Origin of the sequence: Castellaniella sp., assembly GCF_034675845.1 — a bacterium.
In the GTDB taxonomy this organism is placed as follows: Bacteria; Pseudomonadota; Gammaproteobacteria; order Burkholderiales; family Burkholderiaceae_B; genus Castellaniella.
Genome location: NZ_JAUCCU010000001.1, coordinates 1723803 through 1736901, shown reverse-complemented (window position 1 = coordinate 1736901; position 13099 = coordinate 1723803). Strand labels below are relative to the sequence as shown.

Annotated in this window: 12 protein-coding genes; 4 read left to right on the top strand and 8 right to left on the bottom strand. The window is 61.3% G+C overall.

Annotated features, from left to right (window positions below; translation table 11 throughout):
- Window positions 1-22 precede the first annotated feature (22 nt).
- The 8 genes from VDP81_RS08385 to VDP81_RS08350 are packed head-to-tail and all read right to left on the bottom strand — an operon-like array spanning window position 23 to window position 9063.
- The gene (locus VDP81_RS08385) at window positions 23-1495 is read right to left on the bottom strand and encodes a D-aminoacylase (RefSeq protein ID WP_323012035.1); all 1473 of its coding nucleotides are present in this window, start codon (window positions 1493-1495) and stop codon (window positions 23-25) included.
- A 4-nt stretch (window positions 1496-1499) separates the two neighbouring features.
- On the bottom strand, window positions 1500-2387 hold the full coding sequence (locus VDP81_RS08380; RefSeq protein WP_323012034.1) for a MurR/RpiR family transcriptional regulator: 888 nt from the start codon (window positions 2385-2387) through the stop codon (window positions 1500-1502).
- 15 nt (window positions 2388-2402) lie between these two features.
- Window positions 2403-3677 carry an amino acid deaminase gene (locus VDP81_RS08375; RefSeq protein WP_323012033.1) on the bottom strand — a complete coding sequence of 425 codons (1275 nt, stop codon included), beginning with the start codon at window positions 3675-3677 and terminating at the stop codon, window positions 2403-2405.
- Window positions 3678-3702: 25 nt separating this feature from the next.
- Window positions 3703-4668, bottom strand: a complete 966-nt coding sequence (locus tag VDP81_RS08370; protein WP_323012032.1) for an ABC transporter ATP-binding protein — start codon at window positions 4666-4668, stop codon at window positions 3703-3705.
- Window positions 4658-5707 carry an ABC transporter ATP-binding protein gene (locus VDP81_RS08365; RefSeq protein ID WP_323012408.1) on the bottom strand — a complete coding sequence of 350 codons (1050 nt, stop codon included), beginning with the start codon at window positions 5705-5707 and terminating at the stop codon, window positions 4658-4660. The genes VDP81_RS08370 and VDP81_RS08365 overlap by 11 nt, the downstream gene beginning before the upstream one ends.
- 38 nt (window positions 5708-5745) lie before the next feature.
- Window positions 5746-6609 (bottom strand): ABC transporter permease, encoded by an 864-nt coding sequence (locus VDP81_RS08360; RefSeq protein WP_323012407.1) that lies wholly within the window; start codon window positions 6607-6609, stop codon window positions 5746-5748.
- A 59-nt stretch (window positions 6610-6668) separates the two neighbouring features.
- Window positions 6669-7625 carry an ABC transporter permease gene (locus VDP81_RS08355; protein ID WP_322995886.1) on the bottom strand — a complete coding sequence of 319 codons (957 nt, stop codon included), beginning with the start codon at window positions 7623-7625 and terminating at the stop codon, window positions 6669-6671.
- Window positions 7626-7635: 10 nt separating this feature from the next.
- Window positions 7636-9063, bottom strand: a complete 1428-nt coding sequence (locus VDP81_RS08350; RefSeq protein WP_416233245.1) for an ABC transporter substrate-binding protein — start codon at window positions 9061-9063, stop codon at window positions 7636-7638.
- Between the two features lie 98 nt (window positions 9064-9161).
- Here VDP81_RS08350 and VDP81_RS08345 point away from each other — a divergent pair, with 98 nt between their 5' ends.
- The 4 genes from VDP81_RS08345 to VDP81_RS08330 all read left to right on the top strand — a co-directional run bounded on the left by VDP81_RS08345 (window position 9162) and on the right by VDP81_RS08330 (window position 13075).
- Window positions 9162-9557: a RidA family protein gene (locus tag VDP81_RS08345; protein ID WP_322995883.1), complete on the top strand. Its 396-nt coding sequence runs from the start codon at window positions 9162-9164 to the stop codon at window positions 9555-9557.
- Window positions 9558-9649: 92 nt separating this feature from the next.
- Window positions 9650-10606, top strand: coding sequence for a TAXI family TRAP transporter solute-binding subunit (locus tag VDP81_RS08340; RefSeq protein WP_323012030.1), 957 nt, complete (start codon window positions 9650-9652; stop codon window positions 10604-10606).
- Window positions 10607-10608: 2 nt separating this feature from the next.
- Window positions 10609-12627, top strand: a complete 2019-nt coding sequence (locus VDP81_RS08335) for a TRAP transporter permease (protein WP_322995881.1) — start codon at window positions 10609-10611, stop codon at window positions 12625-12627.
- 34 nt (window positions 12628-12661) lie between these two features.
- Window positions 12662-13075 (top strand): DUF1850 domain-containing protein, encoded by a 414-nt coding sequence (locus tag VDP81_RS08330; protein ID WP_323012029.1) that lies wholly within the window; start codon window positions 12662-12664, stop codon window positions 13073-13075.
- Window positions 13076-13099 lie beyond the last annotated feature (24 nt).

Here is a 13099-nt window from a genome sequence, read left to right as displayed (position 1 = left end):
AAAGGATTCGAGAAAAATAAGCCTATCCAGGCTGCGTGGCACGAGACACAAACCGCCCCGCGCGGCCGACGCAAGCGCGGCCCTGTGCAGTATAACTGAGGCACCCATTGACCCAGACCTGTTCAATGCCCTCGCTGAACTGCGCTGGTTCGGCATAGGTGGCGCAATCCCGCACTCGATCCGGGTCCAGCACCACGATGTCGGCAAAGCCGCCGACCTGCAGCCTTCCCCGGCCTTCCAGGTGATAGCGGCCGGCCGACAAGCCCGTCATCTTATACAAGGCCTGCTCCAGCGGCAGCAGGCCCTTGACGCGCCAATATTGGTCCAGCACCCGGGGAAAAGCCCCCCACAGGCGCGGATGTGGGCGCTCATCGTGTGGCAGCCCGTCCGATCCGATCATGGTCAGGGGGTGGCACACGGCCCGGTCCACATCATCCTGGTGCATCTGGAAATAACAGGCCCCGCCAGGCTGCAGGCGACGGCAGGCTTCGACCTGCGTCAAGCCCCATTCGGCGGCAATATCCGCCAGATAGCGGCCTGCCATCTCGGGATGTGGCCGACTGCCGGTAATCAGGATGTCGATAATGCCATCCACCAGATCCTCGCGCAGCACCGTGGAACCCGCCGTGTACGGATAGACATCCAGGCCGACCGGCTGCTGTTGCGCCAGGGCTTCAATATGCGCCAGGGTTTCCCGGGTGCGGCCCCAATTCAAGGGGCCCGCGCATTTGTGATGCGACAGCACCAAAAACGCCCCACCCAGACGCGCAGTCAGGGCCGCCTCGTCGATGGCCTGCATAATGCCTTTCAACTCGTCGCGGATATGCGTGGCATACACGCCCTGATAGGGCGCAATCACGCGCACCAGGGCCGCCAACTCGTCCACGTCGGCGGCAAAGGCGGGCTGGTAGAACACGCCCGAAGACAGCCCCACCGCCCCCGCCTGCATGGCATCATCCAGCAAGGCGCACATGGCCTGTAATTCAGCCGGGTTCGCAGGCCGGTCCAGATTAGCCATGGCCTGCATGCGCAAGGCCGTATGACCAATCAACAAGGCAATATTCACGGCTGGCCGGGTGGCATCGACCGCTGCCCGGTAAGACGGCACATCCGGGTAACGAAACTGTCGATTGCCCAGCAAGGACAAAGGCGCAGCCGGTGTCTCGGTCACCACGGGAACCAGAGAAATCCCGCAGTTGCCGCCGATCACGGTGGTAATGCCCTGGGATAATTTGGGCAGCATGTCGGGTTGATCCAGCACGATGGCGTCATCGTGGGTATGCACATCCACAAAGCCCGGCGCCACCACCCGACCCTGGCAATCCACGCGACGCACGCTGACGACATTGGATAAAGGCACCTGCCCCGGTTCGCATACCGCCAGGATTCGATCACCCCGTATCCACACATCTGCGGGCCGCAAAGGCGCCTGCGAACCATCATGCAGCAGGCCATTGCACAGCACGGTCAAGCTTGTTTCATTCGCTTCATTCATGAAATCAGTAAAGTCCGGTATAGACGGAGCTGTCCACGCCATGCTGCTCCAGCACGCGCTTGAACTCTTTCAGATTGTCCAGCGTGTCGGGCCCCAGGGTTTGGGCCACCCGCACCATCAGTATTTCAATGACCAGCAGGTGGGCCAGATAAGCCTCGGTCCCTACCCGCATGGTGGTGTCCTGGGGCACGGAGACCTCCAGGCACAAATCGGCGCAATGCGCCAAGGGCGTCCCTGGCTGGGTCAGCGCCACCACCGTGGCACCCCGGCTACGCGCCAAGCGGGCAGCCTCCAGCGCAAAGGGCATGCTGCCCACGTGTGAAATCACAAAAGCCACCCCATCCGTATCCAGCGAGCTGGCCGAGATCAGCTGCTGATGCGGGTCCGTGAAAGCATGGGCGCGGATCCCCAGGCGAAACAGACGGGCCTGTAGCTCCTGGGCCATAAAGCCCGAAGTCGCCCCGACTGAATAGGCATCCACCCGGGAAGCTCCCACCAGACGCTGTGCGACTTGATCCAGCACGGCGACATCCAGGCGACGCTGTAGACCAGCCAGCGAGGACATGGCCCCCTGGATGATTTTGCGGACAACCTCGGGGCCTTCGTCGCTGAGAGACACATTGCGATGCAGGTGATGCGGTGACAAGGCCAGGTCCTGGGCCAACGCCAACATGAATTCGCGCACGCTGTCATAGCCAAAGCTGCGGCAGGTACGCACCACCGATGGCATGGACACCCCGGCCTGGGCGGCAATGGTTTCGACGGTCTGATTGACCAGCGTGGCGGGATCGGCCAACAAGACCGCCACGACCTGCTGCTGCGCTTTGGGCAGCGTGGGCTGGCGGGCACGCAATTTCTGCTGCAGACCTTCTTCTTCTGTCCAGGAATTCATCGTCGGGCTCGCAGATCAGAAAGCGGTGGTAATGGCGCCCACCACATGACCCCGGGCATCCGCCAAAGGCATCCAGGCCCATTTATCAAAAGTGGTGCACGGGTGGGAAATCCCCAGAATCACACGATCTCCCACGGCAGGGATGACGGCGCCGGACGGATCAAACCGCAGATAGGCATGGTGATCATTCAAACCCGTGATGGACCAGCCAGTCGGCACCGGCTGATTCGCCAAAGCCCCGTGCGGCGCCAGGCCAACCGGTTGGGGCAAGGACAAATCAAACGAAACATCGCGCTTGCCCACCGACAGCAGGGCCAAACCAGGTTCAGGCACTGACTGTACCAGTGCCCAGACAGTCAGGGCCGGACGCAAACCATCGTCCAGCCCGGAACGGGATTGGATATTGCGCATGAAGCCTGCATAGAAATCATGGTCATGGGCGATATAGCAGCCCGAGCGCAACACCCCCAGCAAGGGCCGCGAGACGCTGGCCCGCAGCGCGGGGGCGACCACGTCAAAGACGGCTGAGCCCCCTGCTGTCAGGATGATGGTCTCGTCCTGAAACAGGCCGACGCGGTCACAATCCTGGGTAATCTCGCGCACGCCATCGAGAAATGCCGTGACCGCCTTCTGATCCGCCTGCGCATCTCCATGAGCCAGACCGCCTTCGTAGCATTCGATTCCGCCCAGGCGCAAGGCCGGGCTGGCGTGGATGCGCCGGGCCAGGGTCATGGCCTGCTCCGCCGTCCGGCAGCCTGTACGCTGACCGGCGATGCCGATCTCCAACAGACAATCAAGCGGGGTGCGGTGCTGGCGACGCCGGGCCCAGTCCTCGATGCGAGCAAGCTGCTCGGCGGAGTCCACCAAAAACCAGAGGCGCAATCCGGGGTTTGTATTCAGCAAGGCGACGACGCCATCCAGATCGGCATCGGCCACCACCTGGTTGGCGATCATCACGCGCTGGGCACCGGCCCGCACGCCGACTCCCGCCTGCCAGACCGTGGCAAATGTCAGCCCCCAGGCACCCGCGTCCAGTTGCCGGCGAAATATCTGCGGCGACAGCGTCGTCTTGCCGTGCGGTGCGATCACAATGTCGCGCGCCTGTGCAAACGCCTGCATCCATTGCAGGTTATGGCTGAGTGCCTGCTCATCCAGGACGGCAATCGGATAGGGCAAATCGTCCTGATACAGATTCCAGCCCAGGGTGGCAATCTGTTCGGGGGCGCAAGGGGCTGCCCCCAGGGGGTAGCCCTTGAGGCGGCCATCCAGCACGAGGGTTTCCTGTGTCATGAGTCGTATTCCTTCGATATCAATTTTATTCGTCGCGCCAGCAAGCGCTCCAGTGGCCATCCGCCAGACGGCGCGGTGTCATGTCGTGACTGGCGCAACGGGCCTCGGCCAAAGGGCAGCGGGTGCGAAACACACAGCCCGAGGGCGGGTTGGCCGGACTGGGCAAATCGCCTTCCAGCAAGGGGATATCGCGTCGCTGGGCGGGGTCGGGGGTCGGCGAGGCCTGCAGCAGCGCGCGCGTGTAAGGGTGGCGTGGATGGGCATAAAGCTGTTTGGTCGGGGCGATTTCAACCACCCGCCCCAGATACAGCACCACCACGCGATCGCACAGATATTCCACCACGTCCAGGTCGTGCGAGATAAACAGCATGGTCAGGCCCAACTGATCACGGATATCCGACAGCAAATTGATGACCTGCGCCTGGATGGAGACATCCAGCGCCGACAGCGGCTCATCCGCCACGATGAATTCCGGCTCGACCGCCAGTGCCCGGGCGATGCCGATACGCTGGCGTTGACCGCCGGAGAATTCATGCGGATAGCGTTCGGCATGTTCTTCGTTCAGGCCTACCTGGCGCAGCAATGCGTGGATACGCGGCAGACGGGCCGCCCCCCGGTGCAGGCCATGAGTATCCAGGGCCTCGCCAATGATGTGGCGAATCCGCAGCCGGGGATTGAGACTGGCATAAGGGTCCTGGAAGATCATCTGGATCTGCGAACGCAAGGGCCGATACTGATGCTGGCTGATGGTGGCCAAATCTACTGGCGTGGGTCCGCCGAAATATTGCACGTGGCCGGCAGAAGGGTCCGCCAGGCGCGTCAACATGCGGCCTATGGTGGTCTTGCCCGAGCCCGATTCCCCAACCAGGCCGACGGTTTCGCCCCGTTTGATGGAGAAGCTGACATCCACCACGGCCCGCACAGGGACTGCGGACGAGCCGAAGTTCTTGCACAGACCCTGAATATCAATAAGTGGCTGATCAGGGTTCATCGGGATGGTCCTTTACCCGGATGCATCGGGCATAGTGTGTGTCGTTCACGCGGTACAGCGGCGGCATGGCCAGGTCGCACTCGGGGGTGGCAACCGGACAGCGCGGTCGAAACGCACAACCCGGCGGCATGGCAAAGGGGCTTGCCACCTGGCCCTGAATGGCCGGCAGGCGGGGCCGATCATCGGCATCCGGCCCACGACGACGACGCGCCAACGCAGGCAGGCAATCCAACAGCGCCCGAGTGTAAGGGTGCGTCGGCTGGGCAAACAACTGGTGCACCTCGCCGCGTTCCACGATGCGCCCGGCATACATGACGGCGATCTCATCGGCGTATTGGGCCACGACCCCCAGGTTATGGGTCACGAACAAAATGCTCATGCCGGATTCTTTTTGCAAACGCCCCATCAGCGCCAGAATCTGGGCCTGGATGGTGACATCCAGCGCAGTCGTGGGTTCGTCGGCAATCAGCAGCGTGGGCGTACAGGCCATGGCGATGGCAATCATGACGCGCTGGCGCATGCCCCCCGACAACTGATGCGGGTATTCATTCAGGCGGCGAGCCGCAGCGGGGATTTCAACCATGGCCAGCATGCGTTGAGCATGGGCCAGGGCACGATTCCGGTCATAGCCCCAGTGCAGGCGCACGGATTCGGCGATTTGTTCGCCGACCTTGAGCAGCGGATTCAGGCTGGTCATGGGTTCCTGGAACACCATGGCGATCTCGTTGCCGCGCACTTGCCGGAACTGGGCTGCTGACAGACCGATCAGGTCGATCACCCGGCCATCGCGACACTGAAACAAGGCCTGACCGCCAATCTGTGGACGCGAACCGCGATCATGCAGGCCCATCAGGCTGAGGTTGGTGACGGATTTTCCCGAGCCGGATTCCCCCACCAACGCCAGCGTACGACCGGCGGGCACGGTAAACGAGACATCCGCCACACTTTGGACCCGGCCACGCTCGGTCATGAACGAGGTGGACAAGCCCGTCACCTGCAGGCGCGGCAATTGCGCGACCGGGTCTGTCTGTTCGGCCATGTCGGGCCGTGTCGGCGCCTGTTTTAGATTCGGGGCGCTCATGTGGCTTTCCTTAGTTTGGGGTCCAGGGAATCCCGGATGCCATCGCCCACCATCTGCAAGGACAAGGAGGTAAAGACAATGGCCAAGCCCGGAAAGATAATCGTCCAGAACGCCTTGTCCATGTAGTTCAGGCTGCCGGCAATCATGGTGCCCCAGGTGGGGATGGACGGCGGCACCCCTACCCCCAGAAACGACAGGCCGGCCTCGGCCAAGATCGCATAGGCGAAGATAAAAGTGAACTGCACCAAAATAGGCGAAACCAGCCCCGGCAGAATGTGCATCCAGAGGATTTTCCAAGTGGGCGTTCCCAGGGCGCGGGCCGCATCCACATACAGCAGATCGCGCAATACCAGGGTAGAGGCCCGCGCCACCCGTGCGACCCGGGGGGTATAGACAATGATCAGGGCCAGCACCACATTCCACAAAGACGGCCCCAGAATGGACACCAGGGCAATCCCCAGCAGAATATCGGGAAAGGCCATCATGGCATCGATCACACACATGATGGCGGGATCGATGCGGCGGAAATAGCCCGACAGCATGCCCAGCAAGGTGCCGATCACCACCGCGCCAATCGCCGTGACAAAGCCGATCATCAATGAATAGCGGCCACCATACGCCACGCGCAACATGACATCGCGCCCCAGTTGGTCCGTGCCGCCCCAGAACTGCCAGGAAGGCGCCTGCAGGCGGCTCATGATGGCAATCGCGTTGGGGTCTGCGGACGACAGCCAGGAAATCGACGCCGCCAATATTATGATCAGCAGCAATACCCCGGCGGACAAGGCCACGACCCGGCGGGCAAACAAGCGGCCCAACCAGAGTTGCCAAGGGCTGGATTGGCGCAACAGGCGCGACATCCCAAGGCCGCCATCGGGCAGGTCATCCTGCAGGACAGGCGGAGTATGAGGGGCGGCGCTCATCGGGAACCCCGGATGCGCGGATCAATCACGGTATACAGAAGATCAATCATGAAGTTGATAACCACATAAATAAAGGCAACCACCAGCAAAGTGCCCTGAATCACCGGGTAGTCCCGGCGCAACACCGCACGCACCACCAACCCGCCCACGCCCGGCAGGTTGAAGACGGTTTCAGTGACCACGGTGCCGCCTATCATCAGGGCCATGGTCAGGCCAATCACGGTCACAATGGGAATCAAGGCATTTTTCAAGACATGGCGCAGGATAATCACAGGTTCGGACAGGCCTTTGGCCCGCGCCGTCCGCACGTAATCCTCGCCCAGCGTGTCCAGCATGGACGCCCGGGTGAAGCGAATGATCAAGGCCGAATTCAGAATGCCCAGCACTGCGGCCGGCAGAATCATGTGATTCAGTTTCACCCACAAGCTGGCATCCGGCGGTCCGTAGCCCGAGGCGGGCAGCCAACCCAGCTGCACTGCAAACAAACGGATAAAAATCAGTCCCAGCCAGAAGCTGGGGATGCTGGCCGCGCACATGGCGACGGCGCTGAACACCTGGTCGGTGCGCGAGCCGCGCCAGACGGCGGCCAGCACCCCGCAAGGCACCCCGATCAAGGTGGCGATCAGCACCGCCAGCGAAGCCAGCATCAGCGTGGGCTCGGCGCGGTTCCAGAGCACTTCCGTCACCGGCGCCTGCATGAAGATCGAAGTCCCCAGGTTGCCCTGCAGGACCTGTCCCAGCCACAGCGCAAACTGTGTCATCAGCGGCTGGTCCAGGCCGAACTGCGCACGTACCTGAGCAATATCACTGGCCGTGGCCTGGTCACCCAGCAAGACAGCAATGGGGTCACCCGATGCCAGGTGGACCAGCGAAAACACCATCACCGCGACGATCAGCAATACCACACAGCCACCCAGCAGCCGGGTAGCCAATATTTTCAAGGCCGTACGCATGTTCCCCCCATTAGGCCAGCTTGACGTTCCAGAACGCCGGCCAGGCGCTGGGCGTATAACCCTGCAGCTTGGCGGAACGCGCCGATAGACTATTGAACTTGCCCAGTTCGATGAACGGAACCTGTTCGTAGACCAAAGCCTGCACCGGCCCCCAGAGAGGCCCGCGCTTGTCCAGATCCATTTCCTGGTTGAATGCAGTCAGCACGGCTTTCTTTTCCGGGGTTTCCCACCAGCCCGGCGCATTGTCGCCAAGCTGAGGCGGCGAGAGCATGGGCTCGGGGAAAATACCCGAGTGGGTGATATAGATATCCCAGAGCTCCGGGTCATTGCGGCGCTGCAACAAAGTCGCCCAATCCACGATCTGCAAATCGGTTTCCAATCCGGCGCGCTTGAATTGTTCGGCCAGCACCAGCGCCATGTTGTAGTGAAACTCGTACTGGCGGCTGGCCAGGATACGAATGGGCTTGCCGGCATAACCCGCAGCCTTGGCCAGGTCAGCTGCCTTTTTCGGATCATTGGCGTTGTAATTCTGCTGGCCATCCAGGGAATAATAGGGTGTGCCCTGGGGAAAGAAATTAGCCCCGATGCTGAAGAATTTAGGGTCCCCGAATGCGGCGGCCATCAGTTCTTCGGCGCTGACGGCGGCCTGTGCCGATTGGCGCAGCGCGGCTGAATTCAGGGTGCCCTTGGTATTGAAGACCAGATAAGGAAAACCGAAGTTCTTGCCGATCAGCGGCACGATCTCGGCACCGCCCTGCTCCAGGCGGCCCACTGTTTCGACCGGCAGCAGATCGGCGAAATCGAACTGCCCGGACAAAACGCCCTCGACCCGGGTATTGGAATCCGGCACCGGAATAAAGCGCAGTTCCTGAATATAAGGAATCCGTCGCCCGCCATAGCCATCCGGCGCTTCCTTGCGGGCCACGTACCCGTCGAATTTCTCCAGTATGGTGTATTGATCCGGACGGCGCTCCTTCAGACGATAAGGGCCGGTACCAATGAATTCCGTCATCTGCGTGGCAATCGTGCTTTCGGGCATGATGGCCGCCATGCTGGTGGGCAACGCCAACTGGGCCAACAAAGGCGCATAGGGCGATTTGAGCTTGAAGGTCAGGACGCCGTCTGCCGACGCCTCGACCGATTCCACCTCGTTGGCCACAGATTTGCCACGCGGGGAAATTTCCATCCAGCGCTTGATGGAGGCGACGACATCGCTCATTTGCACCGGCTTGCCGTTCTGGAACATCAGGCCTTTGCGCAGGGGGATGTCCACCTGTTTACCATCATTCTTCGTGATCGGCATGCCTTCCGCCAGCATGGGCACGATGCGCCAATGAGAGTCAAAGGTATACAAGGGCTCATAGACATGCTGCATCAAGGTGCCGACCAGATCCGCCGTCGTCAGCATCGGATCAAGTGTCTGCGGCTCGCCGATCATGGCCAGACTGACTGCATTCTTGTTGCCGGTAGCGGCAAAGGCATTGGGCCCCACCAGCTTCAGGGTTTTCCCTGTAAATTTATTACATCGGAGGCCATATGTCTTCTTTAATCATGCTCGGCAGCGAACCCAATTCATCCGACCGCCAGATCCGTCCGTTCTCGCCTGCCGTGCGGGCAGGCGACTTTGTGTTTGTATCCGGCCAAGTCCCTGTGCAGGCCAGTGGCGAACTGGTCATCGGCGGCATCGAGGCACAAACGCGCCAAGTCTTCGAGAACCTGCGCCACGCACTGGCGCTGGCCGATTGCACCCTGGACGACGTCTGCAAAATCAGTGTCTGGCTGCAGGATGCCCGCGACTTCGGTGCCTTCAATCGTATTTATATGGAATGTCTGGGTCAGCATCGGCCCGCCCGATCCACCGTCGAATCCCGTTTGATGATCGACGCCCGCATCGAAATGGATGTGACCGCCTATAAACCACAATCCACATAAGGTTTATCAGGGTGATTACGGGGTGCTGAGACCATCAGTGCCCTGCTAACATGGCCGGTCTGACTTTGCCAGCACAATAAGGAAATCACACCATGAAAATGACCAAATGGCTGGCCACAGCCGCCTTGGCTGTCGCTACCGTTGCCGCCGGCACGGCCCACGCCGACACGAAATTCATCAATATCCTCACGGGCGGCCAAAGCGGGGTGTATTACCCCATGGGCGTGGCACTGTCTCAGATCTATAACAAACACATACCCGACGCAAAATCCACCGCCCAGGTCACCAAGGCCTCGGCCGAAAACATGAACCTGATCCAGGCTGGACGCGGCGAATTGGCATTCGCCCTGGCGGATACGGTGTCCGATGCGTATAACGGCAGTGCCGATGCTGGTTTCAAGGCTCCACTGAAAGACCTGCGCGGCATGACCGGCACGTATAACAACTACATTCAGATCGTGGCCAATGCCGATGCCGGCATCCACACCCTGGCCGACCTCAAGGGCAAGCGCATCTCCGTCGGCGCCGCACGCTCGGGCACCGAACTGAACGCCCGCGCCGTCCTCAAGGCTGCCGGCCTGACGTACGATGACTTTGCCAAGGTCGAATACCTGCCCTTTGGCGAGTCCGTCGAACTCATGAAAAACCGCCAGTTGGACGTCACCCTGCAGTCCGCCGGTCTGGGCGTGTCATCGATCCGCGACTTAGCCACCTCGGTCAAAATCGCCGTGGTGCCGATTCCCGCCGATGTCGTGGCCAAAATCAACAACCCTGCATATCAGCCCGCCACCATTCCGGCCGATACCTACGAAGGCATGACCGACAGCGTGGCCACCGTGGCCGTGCCGAACTTCCTGATCACGTCCGCCGCAGTGTCCGATGACCTGGTTTATCAAATGACCAAGGTTTTCTACGAACAACTGGACACCCTCAAAGCCACCCATAACTCCGCCAAAACCATCGAGCTCGCCAACGCCCTCAAGGGCATGCCGGTCCCGGTACACCCCGGCGCAGAGCGCTACTACAAGGAAGTCGGGCTGGTTAAATAAGCATGAGCAACGCCCACGATCTGGCTGACAAGCCCATGTCGCGCAGCATCTTCTGGATTGCTGTCGCCTTCTCCTGTTTCCAGATCTGGACTGCTGCCTACAGCCCGCTGTCCAGTCAGGTGATCCGCACCATCCACGTGGGCTTTGTCCTGCTGATGGTCTTTACCCTGTATGCCCGCAGCGGGCGCTTCGGGACAGCCAGCGGCTGGGCCCTTGGGATTTTGGGCTTTGTCATCAGCCTGTATCACTGGGTATACGAATCCGATCTGACCGCCCGGGCCGGACAGATGACCAACGAGGACATGGTGGTGGGCATCATCACCATTGTGCTGGTCTTCGAAGCCACCCGGCGCATGATGGGCTGGGCGCTGCCGATCATTTGCGGGCTGTTTCTGGCCTACGGGCTGTTTGGCCAATATATTCCCGGACCTTTCATGCACCGTGGCTATGGGCTGGACCAGATCGTCAGCACCATGAGCTTCGGCGTCGAGGGCATATACGGCACCCCCACCTATGTGTCCTCCACCTACATCTACCTGTTCATCCTGTTCGGCGCCTTCCTGGAACAGGCCGGGATGATCCAGCTGTTCAGTGATTTTTCCATGGGCCTGGTCGGCCACACGCGAGGCGGTCCGGCCAAGGTCTCGGTGGTCAGTTCCGGCCTGATGGGCACCATCAACGGCTCCGGCGTAGCCAACGTCGTCACCACCGGGCAATTCACCATCCCCCTGATGAAGCGCTTCGGCTATTCCTCTGCCTTTGCCGGCGGGGTCGAAGCCACCTCCAGCATGGGCGGGCAAATCATGCCGCCGGTGATGGGGGCGGTGGCCTTCATCATGGCCGAAACCCTGAACGTCCCCTATATTGAAATCGTCAAGGCCGCCATCATCCCGGCTATCCTGTATTTCACCACCGCCTTCATGACGGTGCACCTCGAAGCCGGCCGCCGCGGCCTGCATGGGCTGGACAAAAAAGACTGCCCCAACCCCTGGACCGCCGTGCGCCTGCGCTGGTACCTGCTGATTCCTCTGATTGGCTTGGTCGCCCTGCTGTTCTCCGGCTACACGCCGCTGTTTTCCGGCACGATCGGCCTGGGGCTGACTGTGATCCTGATCTTTGGCGCTGCGGTGATCCAAGGCGCCCGCCCCCTGATGCTGCGCTATCTGTTCTGGCTGTTGCTCGGGATCGCCTGTGCGGGCTTCGTCAAGTTCGGCGTGACAGACTTCTTCGTCATCGTCGCCGTGCTGACCGCCATTCTGCTGGTGCGCCGCCATGGCCGAGACACCCTGAATCTAGCCCTCAATTCGCTGGCCGAGGGCGCACGCAACGCCTTGTCGGTCGCGGCGGCCTGCGCCCTGGTGGGGGTCATCATCGGCATCATCAATCTCACTGGCGTGGCGGCTGAATTCGGCGGCCAAGTCATCGCCATCGGCGAAGACAGCCTATTCCTGGCACTGTTCCTGACCATGATCACCTGCCTGGTGCTGGGCATGGGGATTCCCACCATTCCCAACTACATCATCACCAGTTCACTGGCCGCCCCTATCCTGCTCAAGCTGGGGGTGCCGCTGATTGTCTCGCACATGTTTGTGTTTTATTTCGGCATCATGGCCGATCTCACCCCGCCGGTGGCGCTGGCGGCCTTTGCTGCCGCGCCGATTGCCCGAGAAAACGGCCTGAAGATCAGCATTCAGGCGCTGCGCGTGGCGGCTGCCGGCTTTGTTGTCCCATATATGGCGGTGTACTCCCCGGCCCTTATGCTGCAGGGCGGCACGGCGTTGGACACGATCTATGTCGTCTTCAAGGCCCTGTTGGCCATCACCCTGTGGGCGGCTGGCCTGACCGGCTTTCTCAAGACTCGCCTGAACATCGCCGAACGCATCTATATTATTCTGGCGGCGTCCCTGCTGGTGGCGGCTTTGCCCCTGACCGACGAAATCGGTTTTGCCGCCACGGGTCTTTTCCTGATCTGGCACTGGCTGCGCAGCCGTGATCGGGCTGTCGGTCCCCAGGCCGTTTGATGCAAAGAGCCGATCCGCAGCCCACGGCAAACTGATGCTAGGCGTACTGGGTGTTTGCCTGACGCTGGCGGCGGCCCCCGCGCTGCCGCCGCGCTTTGTGCCTGTGCGGGCCTTCACGCTGGCCTGGACGCACTCCATCGAGAAAATCCGCTGGGAAGAAGACTATCGGGTACAGCGCGACGCCAGTGGACAAGCCGTGCTGGTGGCAGGCCAGGCCCGGGTACTGGGTTCGGGGGCTGGGATGGACCCACCGCCCGACGCCATACACCATGCCGACGGTTGGTACAGTTACCAGCCACAAACGCCCCCGTTGCAAGTCCTGCGCCTGACCCGGTCGATCTATACGGCAGATTATGACTGGTGCGTCGAAGGCCACTGCCGACCGCTGCGCGCCATCATGCCCACTGACGGAGACGTCACGCTGCTGAAACCCTGCCAGCGCCCTTGAGGGCTCTCCGATCCTTAATTTCTA